The 19,821-nt window shown below is 35.1% G+C and carries 19 protein-coding genes; 5 read left to right on the top strand and 14 right to left on the bottom strand.

Annotation, left to right across the window (positions count from 1 at the left end):
• Positions 1-46 precede the first annotated feature (46 nt).
• The 3 genes from F3J23_RS04595 to tpx (F3J23_RS04585) all read right to left on the bottom strand — a co-directional run bounded on the left by F3J23_RS04595 (position 47) and on the right by tpx (F3J23_RS04585) (position 1,973).
• The gene (locus F3J23_RS04595) at positions 47-736 is read right to left on the bottom strand and encodes an alpha/beta hydrolase (RefSeq protein ID WP_167024832.1); all 690 of its coding nucleotides are present in this window, start codon (positions 734-736) and stop codon (positions 47-49) included.
• A gap of 71 nt (positions 737-807) precedes the next feature.
• The gene (locus tag F3J23_RS04590; protein ID WP_167024829.1) at positions 808-1,383 is read right to left on the bottom strand and encodes a Crp/Fnr family transcriptional regulator; all 576 of its coding nucleotides are present in this window, start codon (positions 1,381-1,383) and stop codon (positions 808-810) included.
• Between the two features lie 86 nt (positions 1,384-1,469).
• Positions 1,470-1,973: a thiol peroxidase gene (gene tpx, locus F3J23_RS04585; RefSeq protein ID WP_167024826.1), complete on the bottom strand. Its 504-nt coding sequence runs from the start codon at positions 1,971-1,973 to the stop codon at positions 1,470-1,472.
• 167 nt (positions 1,974-2,140) lie between these two features.
• On the opposite strand from tpx (F3J23_RS04585), the gene F3J23_RS04580 reads away from it, so the two are divergent.
• Positions 2,141-4,360: an NADP-dependent isocitrate dehydrogenase gene (locus F3J23_RS04580; protein WP_167024823.1), complete on the top strand. Its 2,220-nt coding sequence runs from the start codon at positions 2,141-2,143 to the stop codon at positions 4,358-4,360.
• A gap of 208 nt (positions 4,361-4,568) precedes the next feature.
• Here F3J23_RS04580 and F3J23_RS04575 read toward each other — a convergent pair whose 3' ends face one another.
• The 3 genes from F3J23_RS04575 to F3J23_RS04565 all read right to left on the bottom strand — a co-directional run bounded on the left by F3J23_RS04575 (position 4,569) and on the right by F3J23_RS04565 (position 7,131).
• Positions 4,569-5,570 (bottom strand): aldo/keto reductase, encoded by a 1,002-nt coding sequence (locus F3J23_RS04575; protein WP_167024820.1) that lies wholly within the window; start codon positions 5,568-5,570, stop codon positions 4,569-4,571.
• Positions 5,571-5,656: 86 nt separating this feature from the next.
• Positions 5,657-6,562 carry a helix-turn-helix domain-containing protein gene (locus F3J23_RS04570; RefSeq protein ID WP_167024817.1) on the bottom strand — a complete coding sequence of 302 codons (906 nt, stop codon included), beginning with the start codon at positions 6,560-6,562 and terminating at the stop codon, positions 5,657-5,659.
• A gap of 119 nt (positions 6,563-6,681) precedes the next feature.
• On the bottom strand, positions 6,682-7,131 hold the full coding sequence (locus F3J23_RS04565; RefSeq protein ID WP_167024814.1) for a hypothetical protein: 450 nt from the start codon (positions 7,129-7,131) through the stop codon (positions 6,682-6,684).
• 388 nt (positions 7,132-7,519) lie between these two features.
• On the opposite strand from F3J23_RS04565, the gene F3J23_RS04560 reads away from it, so the two are divergent.
• A complete protein-coding gene (locus tag F3J23_RS04560) occupies positions 7,520-7,807 on the top strand; it encodes a GNAT family N-acetyltransferase (RefSeq protein ID WP_167024811.1) in 288 nt (95 codons plus the stop codon).
• On the opposite strand, the gene F3J23_RS04555 is transcribed toward F3J23_RS04560, so the two are convergent.
• On the bottom strand, positions 7,808-8,842 hold the full coding sequence (locus F3J23_RS04555; RefSeq protein WP_228455265.1) for an MBL fold metallo-hydrolase: 1,035 nt from the start codon (positions 8,840-8,842) through the stop codon (positions 7,808-7,810).
• Positions 8,843-9,077: 235 nt separating this feature from the next.
• On the opposite strand from F3J23_RS04555, the gene F3J23_RS04550 reads away from it, so the two are divergent.
• Complete coding sequence (locus F3J23_RS04550; protein ID WP_167024805.1) at positions 9,078-10,616, top strand: S41 family peptidase; 1,539 nt, start codon at positions 9,078-9,080, stop codon at positions 10,614-10,616.
• A 42-nt stretch (positions 10,617-10,658) separates the two neighbouring features.
• Here the strand turns inward: F3J23_RS04550 and F3J23_RS04545 are convergent, their stop codons facing one another.
• The 5 genes from F3J23_RS04545 to F3J23_RS04525 form a co-directional block, all read right to left on the bottom strand.
• Positions 10,659-11,249, bottom strand: a complete 591-nt coding sequence (locus F3J23_RS04545) for a hypothetical protein (RefSeq protein WP_167024802.1) — start codon at positions 11,247-11,249, stop codon at positions 10,659-10,661.
• Between the two features lie 23 nt (positions 11,250-11,272).
• Positions 11,273-11,773, bottom strand: a complete 501-nt coding sequence (locus F3J23_RS04540) for an RNA polymerase sigma factor (RefSeq protein ID WP_167024799.1) — start codon at positions 11,771-11,773, stop codon at positions 11,273-11,275.
• Positions 11,774-12,107: 334 nt separating this feature from the next.
• The gene (locus F3J23_RS04535; protein ID WP_167024796.1) at positions 12,108-12,923 is read right to left on the bottom strand and encodes a hypothetical protein; all 816 of its coding nucleotides are present in this window, start codon (positions 12,921-12,923) and stop codon (positions 12,108-12,110) included.
• An 11-nt stretch (positions 12,924-12,934) separates the two neighbouring features.
• Positions 12,935-13,444 (bottom strand): RNA polymerase sigma factor, encoded by a 510-nt coding sequence (locus F3J23_RS04530; RefSeq protein WP_167024792.1) that lies wholly within the window; start codon positions 13,442-13,444, stop codon positions 12,935-12,937.
• A 154-nt stretch (positions 13,445-13,598) separates the two neighbouring features.
• Complete coding sequence (locus F3J23_RS04525; protein WP_167024789.1) at positions 13,599-15,227, bottom strand: NADP-dependent glyceraldehyde-3-phosphate dehydrogenase; 1,629 nt, start codon at positions 15,225-15,227, stop codon at positions 13,599-13,601.
• Between the two features lie 175 nt (positions 15,228-15,402).
• Here F3J23_RS04525 and tpx (F3J23_RS04520) point away from each other — a divergent pair, with 175 nt between their 5' ends.
• On the top strand, positions 15,403-15,972 hold the full coding sequence (tpx, locus tag F3J23_RS04520; protein ID WP_185156427.1) for a thiol peroxidase: 570 nt from the start codon (positions 15,403-15,405) through the stop codon (positions 15,970-15,972).
• Positions 15,973-16,250: 278 nt separating this feature from the next.
• On the opposite strand, the gene F3J23_RS04515 is transcribed toward tpx (F3J23_RS04520), so the two are convergent.
• Both F3J23_RS04515 and F3J23_RS04510 read right to left on the bottom strand, forming a co-directional pair.
• Complete coding sequence (locus tag F3J23_RS04515) at positions 16,251-16,817, bottom strand: hypothetical protein (RefSeq protein ID WP_167024786.1); 567 nt, start codon at positions 16,815-16,817, stop codon at positions 16,251-16,253.
• A 205-nt stretch (positions 16,818-17,022) separates the two neighbouring features.
• A complete protein-coding gene (locus tag F3J23_RS04510) occupies positions 17,023-17,508 on the bottom strand; it encodes a hypothetical protein (protein ID WP_167024783.1) in 486 nt (161 codons plus the stop codon).
• Between the two features lie 354 nt (positions 17,509-17,862).
• Between F3J23_RS04510 and F3J23_RS04505 the strand changes: the two genes are divergently transcribed.
• Entirely contained in the window at positions 17,863-18,183 is a 321-nt protein-coding gene (locus tag F3J23_RS04505; protein ID WP_167024780.1) for a GIY-YIG nuclease family protein, read from the top strand.
• Positions 18,184-19,821: the final 1,638 nt, after the last annotated feature.

Genomic DNA, 19,821 nt, shown 5'->3' with positions numbered 1-19,821 from the left:
ATAAAATTCCCAAGGCTTTCCAGTCTATTTGTAAATATTTTAAATTTTAAACTGCAGCAGCAGCTTCTAAAATCAATTGAGTAACTTCTTCAGGATGTGAAGCTAGTGAAGCGTGTCCGGCATCTAAAGAAATTATCTTTTTGGGTTCAAGACGTTCTGCCATCTCTTTTTCTGTTTCTGCAGGAATCATGCGGTCTTTTTCTGAAATCTGATACCAACTTGGTCTTTTTTTCCATGCCGGTTCTCCTGCAATATCTCCGAAACATTGACCGTGAATAGGTTTTTGTGACAAAGACATTACCAAAGCCTTTTCGCTGTCGAGATCCTGACAAAAAGCAGAATGGAATTCATCATATTTGATCCATAGAAATCCTTTATCGTCAGGATAAATACTGGCTCCTCCCGGAGATTCTCTTCTTCCTAACAGAGATCCAAGACTATCTCCTGCATCCGGTGCAAAAGCCGCAATGTATACCAGCCCGGCTACTTTGTCATGATTTCCTGCTCCGGAAATAACGGCACCTCCGTAGGAATGTCCTACCAGAAGAACATTTCCTTCCTGCGCATCAATGAGATCTTTAGTCTTATTGATATCATCTTGCAAAGAGGTCAAAGGATTCTGAACGCTTCTTACTTTATATCCGGCTTTTACAAGCGAAGGAATAACATACTGCCAGTGTGAGCCATCTCCCCAGGCTCCGTGTACCAAAATAATGGTAAGGTCTTTTTTTTCCATAATGATTAATAATATTAAAATTTGATGATGGTAAAGCTACGTTCTAAAATTTCTGCGGGCGTTAACTTAAGTTAATTAATGATACGGCCCCTTATACGGCTGAGAGACTGTTCTGTTACTCCCAGATAGCTGGCAATGTGTTTCTGGGCTATTTTCTGAAAAAGTAATGGTTCTTTTTTTAAAAGATTTAAATATCGGTTTTCGGGTGAGAAGCACAACAGATCATCAATCCTTTTTTTGGCATCCAGATAAATTTTTTCACTCATCATGCGCCCGAATTGCTGCCAGTAGGCTTCTTTTTTATATAATCCCTGAAGATGATCTTTACTCAACAGCAAGATCTCACAATTTTCCAGAGCCTGGATATTCATATTGGATACAGTATCGCACAATATGCTTTCATAGTCTGTGAAAAAATCATTCTCAAAATAGAATGCGAAGTTAATCTCACGTCCCTGGTCATTAATATAAAAGCATCTGACGGTTCCTTTTTTAATAAAACCCAGATATTTACATTTTTCGCCCTGTTTCAGAAAAAAATCGGACTTTAAAAGCGGTGTATCTTTGAGCAGGCTATAAAACTCATCAAAATGTTCTACGTCTACTTGAAAAAGTTCACCGTATTTTTTATAATTATCGAAAATCATTCGTGATTGTTTATTACTTCTCAAGTTAAAAAAAAGCCTTGTAAAAATGAATTTCACAAGGCTTTTTTTCACAAAAATTATTTTTATTATTGATTTAATGCTGCAAGAGCGGCATCGTAATTAGGTTCGTTGGCAATTTCTGAAACCTGCTCAGTATAAAGCACTTTATTGTTTTCGTCTGTAACGATTACAGCACGGCTTAATAAACCTTTCAACGGTGAATCTGTGATAGTCACTTCATAATCATCTCCGAAGCTGCTTCTGAAATCTGAAAGGGTTTCTACATTGTTTAATCCTTCTGCTGCACAGAATCTTCCTAAAGCGAAAGGAAGGTCTTTAGATACATTGATTACAACTGTATCGTTAAGCTTTGAAGCTTCTTCATTGAATTTTCTGGATGAAGCGGCACAGGTTGGTGTATCAATACTTGGGAAAATATTGAATACTTTCTTTTTTCCTTCAAAAGTTTCAAGAGTCTTTACATTTAAGCCTGAATCCACCAAAGCAAAATCCTTAACGGTAGTTCCTACTGATGGTAATGTTCCTATTGTGTGTACTTCGTTTCCTTTTAAAGTGATTGTCGTTGACATAATTTTATTTTTTTAGTTTTTCAAATTTAATCAAAACGAAAAGCTTTTTATCTCAAATAAAGGTTAAATAATTCTTAAAGTGAAAAATCTCGGATTCTATGAACCCCAAAATTTAAATTTTAACTAAATTTGTGGGACTTTAATTTCAAATAACAAATAACAGTATAATGTCAGAAAAATCAAAAATCTATTACACACTTACTGATGAAGCTCCAATGCTGGCTACACACTCGTTTTTACCTATTGTAAAAGCTTTCACTAAATCAGCAGATATCGAGATCGCAGTTCCGGATATTTCTTTGGCAGGAAGAATTTTAGCCAATTTCCCAGAATTTTTAAAAGACGACCAGAAAATTGGTGATGCTTTAGCAGAATTAGGAGAATTAGCTACAAAACCAGAAGCTAATATCATTAAATTACCTAATATTTCTGCTTCTGTACCTCAGCTGGATGCAGCTATTGCTGAACTTCAGGGAAAAGGTTTCGCTGTTCCGAATTATCCTGCAGAGCCTAAAAATGACGAAGAAAAAGCAATCAAGGCTAAATATGCAAAGGTTTTAGGAAGTGCTGTAAATCCTGTGTTAAGAGAAGGAAACTCTGACAGACGTGCTCCGAAAGCTGTTAAAAACTATGCTAAAGCAAACCCTCACAGAATGGGTGATTGGGCATCTGACAGCAAAACTGACGTAGCTCACATGAATAATGGTGATTTCTACGGAACAGAAACTTCTACAACGTTAGAAAACGCTACAAAATACAGAATCGTATTTAAAGGAAATGATGGTTCTGAAACTCTACTGAAAGACTTCGCTGGCCTTCAGGCAGGAGAAGTAATTGATTCTTCTGTAATGAATTTAAAAGCTTTAAAAGCATTTGTTCAGGAAGCTATTGAAGAGGCTAAGAAAAGAAACGTTCTCCTTTCTGCTCACCTTAAAGCTACAATGATGAAAATTTCTGACCCTATTATTTTTGGGGCTATTGTAGAAACTTTCTTCAAAGATGTATTTGCAAAATATGCTGAGACTTTCAAGTCTTTAGACATTAACCCTAATAATGGTCTTGCTGACCTTTTTGAAAAAATCAAAGGAAATGCTCAGGAAGCTGATATCAAAGCTGATATTGAAAAAGCTCTTGCTGAGGGACCAAGAGTGGCTATGGTAAATTCTGACAAAGGAATTACCAACTTCCACGTACCTTCTGACATCATTGTTGACGCATCTATGGCTGCTTTAGTAAGAGGTGGAGGTAAGATGTGGAACAAAGACGGAAACGAAGAGGATACTGTTTGTATCATTCCGGACCGTTCTTATGCAGGTTTCTATCAGTCTGTAATTGATGATATGAAAGCTCATGGAAAATTAGATCCTACTACAATGGGTTCTGTTCCGAATGTTGGATTAATGGCTCAGAAAGCTGAAGAATATGGTTCTCACGACAAAACTTTCCAAATGTCTGCAGAAGGAACTGTAGAAGTTCAGGATGAGGCTGGAAACGTTCTTCTTTCTCAAAAAGTAGAAAAAGAAGATATCTTCAGAATGTGCCAGACTAAGGATGCTCCTATCCAGGACTGGGTAAAACTTGCGGTAAACAGATCAAGATTATCTGATACTCCGGCTATTTTCTGGTTAGATAAAGGAAGAGCTCACGACAGAGAGATCATCAAAAAAGTTGAAAAATACCTTGCTGATCACGATACTACGGGTCTTGACATCAGAATTCTTGATGTAAAAGATGCTATGACAGAAACTTTAAGAAGAGCAAGAGAAGGTAAGGATACCATCTCTGTTTCAGGAAATGTATTAAGAGATTATTTAACGGATCTTTTCCCAATTCTTGAACTTGGAACTTCTGCTAAAATGCTTTCTATTGTTCCATTAATGAATGGTGGTGGTTTATTTGAAACGGGTGCTGGAGGTTCTGCTCCTAAGCACGTTGAACAATTCCTTGAGGAAGGATATTTAAGATGGGATTCTCTAGGTGAATTCTTAGCACTCCAGGCATCTTTAGAACATTTAGCACAAACTCAGGGGAACACAAAATCTCAGGTTTTGGCGGATACATTGGATGAGGCTAATGCTAAATTCTTAGCTACTGATAAATCTCCTGCAAGAAAAGTAGGACAAATTGATAACAGAGGTTCTCATTTCTATTTGGCAATGTATTGGGCTGAAGCTCTTGCTAACCAGACAGCTGATGCCGAACTGGCAGCTCAGTTTGCTCCGGTAGCTCAGGCTATGCAGGAAAATGAAGCTGTAATTAACGCAGAATTAATTGGTGCTCAGGGTAAACCTCAAAACATTGAAGGTTACTACAAAACGGATACGTATAAAACATATGCTGCCATGAGACCAAGTACTGTTTTAAATGAAATCATTGACGGAATTTAATCTTCCGTTCTGATATAAATTAGAAAAAGCTCCTTATTTTAAGGGGCTTTTTCTGTTTTGTATGATAAAAGCGGACTAAAGTCCGCTTTTACTATGTTTAAAACACCCCGCCAGAGGAGAGGAGCTGAGTGCATCTTTAAAATTCAGGACTGATATTTCTTACTGTCAGGTCCTTATTTTAAAATTCTTTTCTACCCTGTAACATGTTTTAATTGTTTACCAGCTTCATTGAACCTTCGCTGTATCTTTCACCTACATTCGGGTATTTTTTCAGAATGGCATCAATGGTATCAAGATCCGACTGAGAAAGCTCTACATCAGTAGCAGCAATATTCTCTTCCAGATATTTAATTCTTTTGGTTCCGGGAATCGGAATGATATCATCACCCTGGTTCAACACCCAGGCCAAAGCAAGCTGGGTTCCTTTTATCCCTTTGGAAGCCGCAAATTCATTGATTTCGCTAGCCAGTTTTGTATTATTCTCAAGATATTCCTGCTGATAACGTGGTAACGATTTTCTGAAATCATCATCACCAAGATTCTGTACCTCATTGATATTGGCAAAAAGACCTCTCGCAAGCGGTGAATATGGCACTAATGAAATCCCCAGTTCTCTGATCGTTGGTAAAATTTCTTTTTCTACATCTTTGGTAAGGATAGAATATTCTGACTGTAAAGCTGTAACCGGGTGTATTTTATGGGCTTTTCTGATGGATTCTGCAGAAGCTTCAGATAATCCGATATATTTTACTTTTCCGGCTTTTACCAATTCTGCCATAGCTCCCACCGTTTCCTCTACAGGAATATTGGGATCTACTCTGTGAGCATAGTACAGATCAATGGTATCTATTTTCAGCCTTTGAAGACTCAGATCTACCGCTTGTCTGATCCATTCGGGTGAACCATCAAAGTAAGTTCCCGGCGCACCGCTGTGACTGGCTTTACCATCTTTAAATCTGAATCCGAATTTGGTTGCAATAAAGATTTTATCTCTGTTCGGAACCAAAACTTTGGAGATTAGTTTTTCGTTTTCCCCGTTGGCATACATATCTGCCGTATCCCAAAAATTAACTCCCAAATCTAATGCTCTATGTAAAGTATTGATACTTTCCTGTTCATCTGTGGGACCATAAGCAAAGCTCATTCCCATACAACCTAATCCTATGGCTGATAATTGCTCTCCTGTGTTTCCTAATTTTTTAAATTTCATGATAGGTTTGATTTAATTTTACAGGACAAAATTAGAAAATGGCAGAGTTATCTACGATATAGAATTCAAACTAAGAATTATAAAATTCAAACAGTATCTGTTCTTAAGGCATTGGGTGTGATTCCTGTCTGTTTTTTAAAGTAATTGGTAAAATAAGCCGGTTCTTCAAAGCCTAGCCCATAGGCAATTTCAGCAATATTCCAATCTGTATGTTTTAATAAGGCATTGGCTTCCCGGATAATTCTTCCGGTAATCTGCTGACTGGTAGTTTTTCCGGTAATTTCTTTTACTGAACGATTTAATGAATTGACATGAATGGAAAGACTCTGTGCATAATCATTAGGCGTTTTTAATTTCAGGAAAGCATTCGGGCTGTCAATCGGGAATTGTCTTTCCAGCAGTTCCATAAACAATGAAGCAATTCTTTGTGATGCATTCTGGTAAGGTTCAAAACTCTCCGCGGGATGCATTTTCATTGTTTCATGAATCATTACATAGAGATACGCCCTGAGCATATCGTATTTATGAATATAATCAGATTCAATCTCGGTCATCATTTTGGTGTAAATATCAGACAGAATCTTCTGTTGTTCGTCATCCACAAAGAAAACCGGAGTACCTCCAATTTTAAAAAGCGGAGATTCCTGAAGATTTCCAAGACGGGTACCATCTTCCAGAAACTGATCTGTAAAAAGACAAAACCAGCCTTTCTGGTCTTCATCATCTGCTTCCCAGGAATAAGGAACAATAGGATTGGAAAAAAGCAATGCCGGCCGGTCCACATGAATCCATTTATTAGCATAATGAAGTTTTCCCTTCCCTATAATCAGTGAGATCTTATAATAATCTCTCCTACTGTATGGACTCATCAAAGAACAGTTATCTCGTGAAAACACATTGAAGTGTCCCATTCCTCCTGCACCAATGCAATGTTGTCCCAGATGGGGAGCATTCCGTTCATAAAATATTTTTAATGACTCATTTGATTCCATAGATCAAAGTTATAAAATTCAAACAAACAAATAGATTATTTTTTCACATTGAGTATTCATAAAAAAGCAGCCTGCACGAATGCCGGCTGCTTAATAGTGAAAATATAGTTGATTATAGTTTAATCCCAATCATCATGACCGTGATGCTTATTTTGTTTTTTGTAATATTTAGCCTGTTCCTTATAATATTTATCCTGCTGTTTACGGTATTTCTTATAATCGTTTTTGTTTCTTCCGTAAACGATTACAGGGTTTTGCCCTCTGTAATATTTCTTTTTGAATACTATATATTTTTCTCTGCCGAGGATTCTTTCCAGTTCTGAATATCGATCTCCTCTCCATCTTCCCGGATCTACTACATATACTCTGCTCCATGAATTATAATCATGATATCTGTCATTCAGTGCATAGATCTGGTTGGCTTGTGTTGTAGATAACAGCAGGTCTGCTACCACCCTCTGCCAGTTCACATCCGAAATACTTCTTCTGTAATCATTATAATAGTCTGACTGGGCGTAACTCAAACTGAATGTTCCAATCAGAAATGCTGTTAATAATAACTTTTTCATTTCATTCCACTTTAAAATTAAACATATTGGCATAGTCAATTAAAGTGCCAACAATTGATTATAAATACTAATATTTGTTAAATAAATTTACAAATCATTGATTATCTTTAGTATATTTTCTAATTTATTTCAATATTATTAAGACATAAACAGTATCACATATGTTTAATTATTTTGTTAAACAAAAGTTCTTTAAAAATGAAAATCAGAATCTAAGAAAAGCTTTAGCTATTTCTTAATTTCTCAATGTCTTGATCTTTCACTTATAAAATTCGTTAAGATTCCTGTAAACTATTATTTTGTATGATTTAATTTTGTAATTTTAAAGGAGAGAATGTTATTCGGGAAATTTTAAACCCCATTTTTAATCAACCAAATCTTAGTAATTATGGAAAATATAAAGTTTGAAGTATCTCCATATCAGGATGAATTGCAGCTACTCATTGACGGGAAAAAAGTAGGTTATATGTCCATAGAGGTTGACGGAAGACTGCTGATTGTTTATTATACGAAACTTGACGAAGAGCGTGAAGGGAAAGGATACGCCAAATTGCTATTGGATGAGCTGGTACGCTATGCAGAAGAAAAAGATTTGCTTGTAGACCCGGAATGTGATTTTGTTCGCCAGCAGTTTGAAAATCATCCAAGAAGATATAAAGATATCTGGCATGCCTGATCAGTCTTCCCACCAGGCTGTAAACGGCTGATCTGATTCATTCAGATCTACAACCTCTCCAATCATTGGAGTAAGGATATCTAAGTTTTGGGCTTTTCCGAATGCTGTAATCTTTTGTAAAGGCTCGTTCCATGGATGTAAAGCCAATGCAAATTTTGCAGCATGAACCGGAATTATTTTTTTCCCTTTAAGATCAATAGCTGCCCGGATCACATCTTCCGGAAGTGTATGAATATACCTCCATGCCTCTCCATACTGTCCATTCTCAAGAATTGCATAATCAAAAGGACCATATTTCTCTCCTATCATTTTAAAATGGGAATCATAGCCGCTGTCTCCACCCAGGAAAATCTTTTTTGTTGGGGTTATCAATACGTAAGAACTCCAGAGTGTATCATTTTGTCGGATACGTCTGCCTGAAAAGTGTCTGGCGGGAGTGAAAATAATCTTTAGGCTATTTTTCAGCTTTATTTCTGCTCCCCATTCTTCTTCAATAAGTTGACTTTCGGAATATCCCCATCTTTCCAGATGGGCTCCAACCCCTAAAGGTATAATAGCCATACTTGTCCGGTCTTTGATAGATTGCACTGTTGGGTAGTCCAAATGATCAAAATGATCATGAGTAATAACCAGATAATCAATATCAGGAATATCTTCAGGCCTAAAAATATCAGAACCTTTGAAGGCTTTATTAAAATATTTAAATGGAGAACCATATAGACTTAATACGGGATCAATCAAAAATGAAACTCCATCCGTTTGCAGGTAATAAGAAGAATGTCCCAGCCAGATAAATACATCTGTTTTTTTATCAATATGCTTCAAATCTGTATGAATTGAAGGAATTGTTTTCTGAGGCTTCAATAACGGATGCTTCTTACCTAAAAAGAAATCATAGGTAACCTTAGACATTTTATATCCTTCTGCAATAGAGGGTGTATGACTGATATTCTGAAACTGTTTTCCCTTGTAAAGTTTTGATTTTCTGATACGTTTCAAACGCTCCCCTTTCGGAGCAGCACCAAATGCCTTCATATTAACTATTATAAAAAAAGTAGCAGTTAATATCACTACGCACGTAATAATCCAGTAAATCATCTGTAAAAATAAACATCAAATGTATTAACTTTTGATTTTAAATAAAAACAACGGCTATTTTAATGCATTTTTTTAACTAATTTTATCATGTATTTTGTAAAATTTATTATTCATTTAAGTGATGGTTAATTTTAAACTTTTTATTTTAGCGGCTTAAAAAAACTCAAAGAAATTGAAAAAATATTCGGTAATATTCATTCTCACTGTACTTTCGTCCTGTGCATCGATAAAAAAACACAACGAACAGCGGGCTTCATGTATTCCACCGGAACAACTTAAAGAGGATGTGGACTATGCTTATTCAAAACTTCAGCAAATGCACCCTCAACTGTATTGGTATATTCCCAAACAGGAATTAGACCACAAGTTTGACAGTCTTAAGCAGACCCTCAACGAACCTCTGACTCCTCTCCAGTTTTATTTTAAACTTCAGCCTGTCATTGCCGGAATTCGTGAGGGACATCTTTCGTTAAGAATTCCCAGAAAGAAATTTACTAAAAAGGAAATTAAGAAATTAGAACACCAAAAAGGTCTGTTCAGCCGTTTTGAATATTATATTAAGGGAGACCAGATGTACGTTACTCAAAATAATGATTCTATTGAACATATAAAACCCGGAACCGAAATCTTATCTATTAATAACGTTCCGGTTTCAGATTATATCAAAAAATACAGAGGACTAATCAGCAGTGACGGTTATAATACAACATTCCATCCTTATTTTTTAAAGGATCTGTTTTTTAATTTTTATACGGCAGAAAACGGACTTGCAAGTAAGGCCACCATAGAAACCCTTTATGAGGGCGAGAAACACACCTATACTTTAACCCGGGAAACAAAATCAGATTCCGATCTTGAAAAAGATAAGGAAATGAAGAAAAGAACTCAGGAAAAGAAATTGAATGATTATGTAGCTGCCAGCAATTCTTATAACCGAAGCTTTAAGTTCCTTGACAAAGACAGTACCATTGCCTATATAAAAGTGAAAAGTTTCTCAAGAGACTATTCGGATGAGTTTTATAAAAAGACTTTTGCCAAAATTAAAGAAGCGAAAGCACCATACCTCATCATAGATGTACGTAATAATTATGGCGGCTCTCTTCAGGAAATCAACAATCTGTATTCTTATTTAACAGATCAGCCTTTTACCTTGATAAAACCATCCCAGATAACATCAAGAGCCATTCCTCTGAGAACTAATTATTTCAGAAAAAGCTCACCACTGGAATATGCTTTTAAAAGTATAGCTTATCCTAGTTACTTTTTTGCGCAAGCTTTCAGTACGTATAGAAAGGATGGAAAAGTTTTTTATAAAATGAAGGCAGATAAACCTACAAAGCCAAACAAAGAGGCATTTCTTGGAAAGGTTTTCGTCCTGATTAACGGCGGAAGCTTCTCTGCTTCTTCCATCATTACGGCAAAGCTTAAAAACGACAAAAGAGCAACTCTTGTAGGGGAAGAAACCGGTGGTGCGAATGACGGAACCGTAGCCGGATTTTATTCATACCAAAAACTGCCTAATTCCGAGATCAGATTTCCTATCGGATTATTGCTGGTACAGCCCAATATTAATTTTTCAGATTCTAAAAAAGGAGTTGTCCCAGATGTTATAATTAACGAAAGTATGCAAGATATTATTAATAAAAAAGATCCGCAGCTGGACTGGATAAAACAAGAAATCACAAGGGAAAAAGAAATTAAGGGACAATAATTTATAAGATTTCGGCGGGCTTTCAGCCCGCCGAAATTGTTTCTATCTTTTTAAATTATCCAGAAGATCTTCAATACGATGGATATATCTTCCGTAATATTGGTGGAACCAGAATTTACCGGCTAAATACAGAAGAAATAGACCTCCGATCAGAGAGCCAATCAGTATGGCTGCAATCTTCATTTCCCCTAAAGGCTGCGGCCATGGTATAAATTCCAGCACAATAAGGACCTCACACACCAGAAATGGCGCAAAACTGATATAATAGGACAGATAATACTGTTTATTCAGGTTGAGCTGTGTGATAAGATCTTTCAGAGAATCTGAGGTCTTAAGAACAGGATTGCTGAGTTCATTATAAAGTTTAAAGAATTTATAGTAAAAGAAAACGGTAACAATAAGCATGGAAGCCACTAAGACCGTAATATACAATTGAAGCTTGAAGGGTTTGCAGACCGAGCAGACCAGAAAAGCAAAAATAAAGATCCCGATTACCCACCAGAATTCCACACGCATATTTTTACGGATTTTTTCGAGCGGAAGATTTATTTTGTTTCTCTGTTCTATGCTTATTTCAGGAGTTTCCTCCACAATATCTTCATTCCAGGTATTTTTTAATTCATCGATATTCATTGGATTACTGATTTAAATGTTTGTTAATTTTTTATTTGGCTTAAGATATCTTTAAGTTTATTTTTTGCTCTGTTCATTTTCACTCTTGCATTGCCTTCGGAGATTCCCATTTGTTCCGCAATCTGTTTTCCGGAAAAGTCTTCCAGATAATAGAATATAAAAGCCTTATCAATAGGATGAAGCTGATGAATAGCCTTATACATTTCAGCCATCCGGTCTTCTTTTCGGTAATCATAATCTTCCTGTACAACAATGTGATTGGAGAAATCTTCATGGGTAATAAAACTTCTGCGTTTTTCAGTTTTAAGGAAAATAAGGGCTGTATTTAAGGCAATCCTGTAGAGCCATGTAGAAAATTCACTTTCTCCCCGAAATCCGGGAAATGCTTTCCAGAGCTGATAGGTAATTTCCTGAAAAAGATCGTCGCGGTCGTCTTTTTCGGTCATGTACATTTTAGAAATCTTAAAAATGATTCCTTTATGCTTTTCAATATTACTTATAAACTCTTTTTCTAGTGAGGTCATGGCTTAATGGCTTGTTACTCTATGGAGTTAGTTTCCGTTTAAAAAAATTGTTACAGTAATTTATAAAAAATAAAAAAACCCGGCAGAAAATTCTGCCAGGCCCCATTGTGTGTTTTTTTAAGTTGTACTATTTTCTTAGAATAGTGTTTTATTTTAAACTATTTTGTAGCTTTTCTTTTTATCAACAAAGTATTGTAATTAATTTATACAATTAATATGTATATTTTTCTTATTCTGAACAGTTAGTAGAAAAAAAGTAAAATTGTTACATAAAAAATAAAGACCTGACGAAAATAATTTTGCCAGGTCGTTGTATAATTTTATAATAAAGTGTCTAATTCAGTCTGTTTAAAGCTCTTTGCAATGATTTTACATCGAGGAAATCTAGTTTGGCTCCAATAATAATGATCATCAAAAGAACTACCGTTAAAAATAAGATAATAAAAACATACATGGATATAAACCATATCACGGTATTCAGGATATTTCCCCGAACTCCCCATTTGTTCATCAGAAACTTCTGAGATCGTTCAAACCATGTTTTTCCCTTTTCTCCTGCCAGGCTTACTTCAATTCCGTTCAGTTCATCTACCAGTCTTACCACATCATCTATATATCTTCCATACATATAATAGATCCAATACCTTATGATAAAAACAACCAGCAGCAAGGTAATCAAAAGACTGATTCCGAAAATAGCCAGATTATATTCCATATCAAAATGGAAACTTATTTTGATCAGTGATAAGAGGAACCCGAGCGGGATGTAAGAGATATAATAGGAAATGTAAATTTCTTTCGATATAAGCAATTGGGTTTTAAGGTTAAAAAGGTCATAATTGGTATTGATGCTATTTTTTTGAAGCAGTTTATAGAGTTTTAAAAACCGGGAATAAAAATAGGTGATAAAAGCAAGCGTCAGCATAGTGACAAATGCTGAGATGATTTTGATATTGGAATCCGGGGAAGCAAAAGGAAAATTGGTTAACAGCAGCGGTAATGTAATAACCATCAGCCAAAATTCAGTTTTCATATTGATTTTCAGCATCTGTAACGGAGAATGTATCTCACGTTGTTTTTCCAGTAAAATTTCAGGTGGTTCATGCCCTGTATCTTTATTCCAAAGCTCTTTAAAGTTATCTAACTCCATAGTTTTATCTGTTAATTTGAACCTGTATTCTGTTTTGCAATAATATCTTTCAGCTTTTCTTTTGCTCTCTTAAGCTTTACCCTTGCATTTACTTCAGTAATTCCCAGCTGAAGAGCGATTTCCTTTCCCGAAAAATCTTCCAAAAAGAAAAATATCAATGCTTTGTCAATGGGACTCAACTGATGAATTGCCTCATACATCTGCTTCATATTCATATCATCCTTATCGTTATAAGGTTCCTGTCTAACACTCAGCCCATCAATATTTTGATTCTGTATAAAACTACGTTTTTTTTCACTTCGCAGGAAAACTATTGCTGTGTTAAGTGCAGTTCTGTACAGCCATGTAGAGAAATCACTTCTCTTTTGAAAATCATCATATGATTTCCAGGCCTGGTAAATGATCTCCTGGTAGAGATCATTTTGGTCGTCCTTATTATCCATATACATCTTAGAGATCTTGAAAACAACTCCCTTATGCTTTTCAATTTTCTCTAAAAATTCTTTTTCCCGTGAATACATGGTTTACACACTGATCCTTGGGTAACATTTGTTAAAAAACATTACCCTATTATAACACAATACTCAATTTCCAGGGATTAAGTTAAAAAAAACCTCAAAAAATAAAGAGATTTATTGAGGATTTTATTTTATGTTAAATACTTTAAGACAATAATCAAAAAATATAATCAGTACTTAAAAAATTGGAATCATGCTCTCTCACGATGTTATTTAATAGTTCTTTATTAGATTCCGTCAATTTTGCAGCTACCAGAGATCTGATTGAAAATGAACGGAGCGCATCAAAAACAGAAAGTGTACCTTCTGCGCTGTCTTTTCTTCCGGTAAAAGGAAATACATCCGGGCCGCGCTGCGCCTGGCAGTTGATATTGACACGGCTTACTAGGTTTACAAACGGATCTATTAACTGAGCTACTTCTTTTGGATCTTCACTGAAAATACTGACCTGCATTCCGTGGGACGCATTAACCTGATAGTCTATAGGTTCTTCTATATCTTCAAACGGAACTACCGGAATTACAGGCCCAAACTGCTCTTCATGATACAGCTTCATATTACTGTTTACAGGATATACAACGGCAGGAAAAACAAAAGATTCTTCCGTATATCCTCCGTCTTTATTTAAAACTGCAGCTCCTTTCACTAAAGCATCATCAATACATTCTTTCAGATATGGAGGTTTATTCACTTCCGGAAGCGGTGTAACCTTTACCTCTTTTTCCCATGGAAGACCAGCTTTTAGAGCAGAAACAGCTTCGCTCAGTTTTTCTGTAAATTCTAAAGCAACTTCCTTCTGAACAAATATCAGCTTTAATGCTGTACAACGTTGTCCGTTAAAAGAAAGAGCTCCCAAGATACATTCACTTACCGCTACATCTAAATTCGCATTCTTGGTAACAATAGCTGCGTTTTTAGCGTCAAGGCTCAAAATTGCTCTTAGTCTGTTTACTTTTGGATGTAATTTTTTAAGTCCGTTTGCTACTTTACTGGATCCGATGAAGGCCAGTACATTTACCTTTCCGCTTTCCATAATCGGGGTGATAATCTCTGAACCTTTTCCATATAAAGTATTTACCGTTCCTTTTGGAAAGGCTTCCCTGAACGCATTCAATAAAGGATAATGGGCTAATACACCATGTTTTGGGAGTTTAAACAAAATTGTATTTCCCATGATCAACGCAGGAATCAATGTTGTAAAAATTTCATTCAAAGGATAATTGAATGGTCCCATACTTAAAACCACTCCAAGCGGAGCCCTTCTGATCTGAGCGATGGTTCCTTCCGCCTGCTGGAAACGGGAAGATTCTCTGTCAAGATCTTTGAGTGCATCAATGGTTTGATTGATATAATCTACGGTACGGTCAAATTCTTTAGTAGAATCTGCAAGCGTTTTCCCGATCTCCCACATTAATAATTTAATGATCAGATCCCGCTGCTGAATCATCAGATACACAAACTTCTGCATGCATTTAATGCGTCCTTCTACAGACATTGTCGGCCATTCGCCAAGACCATTATCATAGGCTTTCACACAAGCTTCAAGGACTTCCATCGCTTCTTTTGGGCCAATATTCGGGATACTTCCCAAAAGCTTTCTTTCCAATCCATTTTCTGTAGGAATGCATACCGGAGAATAAATATTGGTGACGTCTCCGTTCCACTCTACCAGCTCTCCATTCAGAAGATAGGTTCTCTGGTGAATGACCGGAACTTTATATTCTTCAGGAATTTCACTTTCGCTCTTAAAAATATCATGGAATGATGCTCTATTTTCTGAATTCATAAGCTTTTTTATTTTTTTAATGTGACAGGATTCTCCTTTAACCGGAGATTTAATAATATAAAGGTAGAGGTAAAATAGATGGAAAAAAACAGTCTTTTCATAGATTCGATCTATTTGAATAAAAATTAATCTCAGCTGCAGAAAAAAAGAATAATTTAGCTTAAAAATAAATTTCATGTTTTCAAAATTCGCTTTCAGTACCTTATTATTCTTTTCGGCATTTATTTTTGCTCAGAAATCTAAAACAGCCAATACGGTGTTAATGGGAGGAAAAGAGGTTCATACCTATTCCAAATTGCCATCTGTGAATAAAGCAGCTCCTAATTTCAAGCTTACGGGTGTTGATATGAAGGATCAGACACTGGATTCTTATAAAGGAAAATTCGTTATTCTTAATATTTTCCCAAGTGTGGATACGGGTGTATGTTCGGCTTCTGTACATCACTTCAATGAAGATGCTGCCAGCCTTCCGAATACAGTGGTTCTTTGTATTTCCAAAGATTTACCGTTTGCACAGAAAAGATTTTGTGGTGCAGAGGGAATCAAAAATGTAGTAATGCTGTCAGATTTCCGTTCTGATTTTGGAAAAACTTACGGAGTAGAACTTACAGATTCTGCAATGAAAGGGCTTTTAAGCAGGGCTGTTGTAGTGATTGACCCTTCAGGAAAGATTATCTATGAAGAGCAGGTTGCCGATATTTCGCATGAACCAAATTATGAAGCGGCAATTAAGGCTGTGAAATAACAAATTACATTCAACTATTAAGAGAATCTTCCCTAACAAATAAAATTTTCTTAATGATTCAAAAAAATAAAACTCGGCTACATGCTGAGTTTTTGTATTATATTTAAAAGCATAGTTGAGACTCCTACGGAGTGACAATGGAAACTGGTTTCTGGAATTATAATGAAATCATCATTGGGTCTTTATAGAAACGCTTTTAATCTCCGTCTCTTCCATTTTTCTTCCCGGATCTCAATTAACAATTTTCCTTTCTCAATTTGTATATTTATTCAAATACCTTATTTTTTACTTTCAATCACAATAACTCCATATTTTCCTTTATCTCCATACAGCTTAATAGCTCCTTCGCCAGAAAGTACTTTTACACTTTTTACTTTATCTCCGTTTATCCTTTTCATTTTCTCTTCAGATATTTTTTTATTATCCAGCAAGATTAGAGGTTGTGTAGATTCAATATCTTCTTTACTCGGCATACCTAACCACATTGTTTTATTTAAAGTTTTGTTGATCACTTCTACTCCTTCAAATCCTTTCTTAAAATCTACTTTTTTTACTTCTTCATCCTTTAATTCCTGTGCTTTGGCTGTTGTTACCACTCCGCTTGCAGCCAACAATCCTAGAGCCAGTTTGCTTGTTAATGAAAAATTCAAATTCCTTCCCAACTGATCGTCAGTAAATCTCCCACAACTTTTATTATCAGACTTAAATCTAATTAAAAGTTCTTCATCTGAAAAGCCTGTAAAATCTGTTATTGTTTTGGAACAAACAGCACAAAATCTTCCTTTTTCATCAGATGTCATGGTATCCCAGTTTTCATGGCAAGGGCTTGGTATAGTAATTTTCATAATATCTCTTTTATTCTAAAGATACAATTTTACCGACAAAGGTTGGAACGCAAGTATACATTTCAATAAAATTCTCTGAACTATACATTACATCAACCATTAAGCAGATTGATAGAATTAAGAGTATTAAGATAAAAAGTCCTCACCATTAGAAGTAAGGACAATATAGATGTAGATCAACACTCAACAATTAATCTTTAATACCTTATTTTTTTGGTTTCAAAGAAAAGTTATCCAGATAAACGGCCTGATGCACGCCATTCAGTAATACTTTCAGGCCTAAATGTGTATCTTTTTTCAAAGAGAGAGTAAATGTCTTTTTCTCTCCGGTTATCTTTGAAGATTTAGCGATTGAAACATAAGATTTTGCATCAGCAGGGCTGTTTATCGAGAAAAGTTCTAATGTTGTTTCTCCCCCGTTATCCGATAGATCGAGAGAAAGAGTATAGGTACCTGCTTTAATTTTTGGAGTCACTAAATACATATTTTCTCCCGGACTGGTCATTGAATAAAAAGTGATCTTTTTATCATTTGCATAAAGCATTGCTTTTCCCTGTTGAGCAGTCCAACATTTGTCAATATCTTTCCAGGTATCAAAATTTTCTACCAGTGTGGATACAGTTTTACATTGTGCATTAGCCATTAGAAACCCTCCTAAGACAGCTATTCCCGTGAATACGATTTTTTTCATGTATTATTTATATTGTGAAGTAAAAATAGGCAAAAAAGCTCGTATCAGAAAGCTATTTCCGGAATATAAAGAAGCCGTATGGAGCTTTTAGGAGAATATTTTGAAGCAGGGTTCCTGATATGCTCAAAGGATTTCAAGCTCTTAATTTGTGTAGAGATTCCTACGGAATGACAATATAAATACTTCATCTCTTCATCAGATTGACGATATAGTTTTAATTAGGTCCTGGGAATAGAAATAATATACATGCTCAGCATTTTGATTAGTTGTTGGGGATTTTATAATTCGCGTTAAAAAGTGAATTAAAAACCTATTGAAAACATTTTTGTACCTTATCTCAAAATAAACACACAAATGATAGAATTTTCAGAAGGAAGATATACTTATTATATCTATATTCTTACCAACAAAAGAAGAACTGTACTTTATACTGGCGTGACAGGAAATCTGCACAAGAGATTACATCAGCACAAAACTAAGCTAAATACCAATAGTTTTACAGCAAGATATAATATTGAATTTCTAATTTATTATGAAAAATTCGATTGGATCCATCATGCCATTGAGCGGGAAAAAGAAATTAAAAACTGGTCAAGAATTAAAAAGCTTGATCTTATAAGAGCAACCAATCCTAACTTAGAGTTTTTGAATTATCTGTTTCAAGATCTGTCTTAATATGGATAAATATAAATTTTCAATTACATAGAAATAACAAAGCAGTACATACCTAAATAAAGTAATGGAACACTCATATTGTCATTCCGTAGGAATCCAGCTTAATAAAACAAAATGCTCATCATATAATAACTTTGTGTAGAGATTCATACGGAATGACAAAGAGGACACGAAAAATTCTCTGCTTCTCGTGTGTGGATCATCCAATCTTTAAAGCACGTTTAAATTACGTGTAAATTAAATTTTCAATTACATAGAAATAACAAAGCAGTACATACCTAAATAAAGTAATGGAACACTCATATTGTCATTCCGTAGGAATCCAGCTTAATAAAACAAAATACTCATCATATAATAATTTTGTGTAGAGATTCCTACGGAATGACAAAGAGGACATGAAAAATTCTCTGCTTCTTGTGTGTGGATCATCCAATCTTTAAAGCACGTTTAAATTACGTGTAAATATAAATTTTCAATTACATAGAAATAACAAAGCAGTACATACCTAAATAAAGTAATGGAGCACTCATATTGTCATTCCGTAGGAATCCAACTTAATAAAACAAAATGCTCATCATATAATAGCTTTGTATAGAGATTCCTACGAAATGACAAAGAGGACATGAAAAATTCTCTGCTTCTTGTGTGTGTGTGTATGGATCATCCAATCTTTAAAGCACGTTTAAATTACGTGTAAATGTAAATTTTCAATTACATAGAAATAACAAAGCAGTACATACCCAAATAAAGTAATGGAACACTCATATTGTCATTCCGTAGGAATCCAACTTAATAAAACAAAATGCTCATCATATAATAACTTTGTGTAAAGATTCCTACGGAATGACAAAGAGGACACGAAAAATTCTCTGCTTCTTGTGTGTGGATCATCCAATCTTTAAAGCACGTTTAAATTACGTGTAAATTAAATTTTCAATTACATAAAAATAACAAAGCAGTACATACCTAAATAAAGTAATGGAACACTAATATTGTCATTCCGTAGGAATCCAACTTAATAAAACAAAATGCTCATCATATAATAACTTTGTGTAGAGATTCCTACGGAATGACAAAGAGGACACGAAAAATTCTCTGCTTCTTATGTGTGGATCATCCAATCTTTAAAGCACGTTTAAATTACGTGTAAATTAAATTTTCAATTACATAAAAATAACAAAGCAGTACATACCTAAATAAAGTAATGGAACACTCATATTGTCATTCCGTAGGAATCCAACTTAATAAAACAAAATGCTCATCATATAATAATTTTGTGTAGAGATTCCTACGGAATGACAAAGAGGACATGAAAAATTCTCTGCTTCTTGTGTGTGGATCATCCAATCTTTAAAGCACGTTTAAATTACGTGTAAATATAAATTTTCAATTACATAGAAATAACAAAGCAGTACATACCTAAATAAAGTAATGGAACACTCATATTGTCATTCCGTAGGAATCCAACTTAATAAAACAAAATGCTCATCATATAATAACTTTGTGTAAAGATTCCTACGGAATGACAAAGAGGACACGAAAAATTCTCTGCTTCTTGTGTGTGGATCATCGGATATTTAAAGCACGTTTAAATTACGCAATGCTTGTCATTCAGAGCGGAACGAAGTGAAGCGTGGA

The organism is Chryseobacterium sp. Tr-659 (assembly GCF_011752975.1).
Taxonomy (GTDB): Bacteria; Bacteroidota; Bacteroidia; order Flavobacteriales; family Weeksellaceae; genus Chryseobacterium.
The sequence above is the reverse complement of the archived record's forward strand: the minus strand, read 5'-3'. Positions and strand labels throughout refer to the sequence as shown.

Coding starts and splice junctions, on each gene's coding strand:
- F3J23_RS04595 (WP_167024832.1), bottom strand. CDS start 736: ATGGAAAAAAAAGACCTTACCATTATTTTGGTACACGGAGCCTGGGGA.
- F3J23_RS04590 (WP_167024829.1), bottom strand. CDS start 1,383: ATGATTTTCGATAATTATAAAAAATACGGTGAACTTTTTCAAGTAGAC.
- tpx (WP_167024826.1), bottom strand. CDS start 1,973: ATGTCAACGACAATCACTTTAAAAGGAAACGAAGTACACACAATAGGA.
- F3J23_RS04580 (WP_167024823.1), top strand. CDS start 2,141: ATGTCAGAAAAATCAAAAATCTATTACACACTTACTGATGAAGCTCCA.
- F3J23_RS04575 (WP_167024820.1), bottom strand. CDS start 5,570: ATGAAATTTAAAAAATTAGGAAACACAGGAGAGCAATTATCAGCCATA.
- F3J23_RS04570 (WP_167024817.1), bottom strand. CDS start 6,562: ATGGAATCAAATGAGTCATTAAAAATATTTTATGAACGGAATGCTCCC.
- F3J23_RS04565 (WP_167024814.1), bottom strand. CDS start 7,131: ATGAAAAAGTTATTATTAACAGCATTTCTGATTGGAACATTCAGTTTG.
- F3J23_RS04560 (WP_167024811.1), top strand. CDS start 7,520: ATGGAAAATATAAAGTTTGAAGTATCTCCATATCAGGATGAATTGCAG.
- F3J23_RS04555 (WP_228455265.1), bottom strand. CDS start 8,842: ATGAAGGCATTTGGTGCTGCTCCGAAAGGGGAGCGTTTGAAACGTATC.
- F3J23_RS04545 (WP_167024802.1), bottom strand. CDS start 11,249: ATGAATATCGATGAATTAAAAAATACCTGGAATGAAGATATTGTGGAG.
- F3J23_RS04540 (WP_167024799.1), bottom strand. CDS start 11,773: ATGACCTCACTAGAAAAAGAGTTTATAAGTAATATTGAAAAGCATAAA.
- F3J23_RS04535 (WP_167024796.1), bottom strand. CDS start 12,923: ATGGAGTTAGATAACTTTAAAGAGCTTTGGAATAAAGATACAGGGCAT.
- F3J23_RS04530 (WP_167024792.1), bottom strand. CDS start 13,444: ATGTATTCACGGGAAAAAGAATTTTTAGAGAAAATTGAAAAGCATAAG.
- F3J23_RS04525 (WP_167024789.1), bottom strand. CDS start 15,227: ATGAATTCAGAAAATAGAGCATCATTCCATGATATTTTTAAGAGCGAA.
- tpx (WP_185156427.1), top strand. CDS start 15,403: ATGTTTTCAAAATTCGCTTTCAGTACCTTATTATTCTTTTCGGCATTT.
- F3J23_RS04515 (WP_167024786.1), bottom strand. CDS start 16,817: ATGAAAATTACTATACCAAGCCCTTGCCATGAAAACTGGGATACCATG.
- F3J23_RS04510 (WP_167024783.1), bottom strand. CDS start 17,508: ATGAAAAAAATCGTATTCACGGGAATAGCTGTCTTAGGAGGGTTTCTA.
- F3J23_RS04505 (WP_167024780.1), top strand. CDS start 17,863: ATGATAGAATTTTCAGAAGGAAGATATACTTATTATATCTATATTCTT.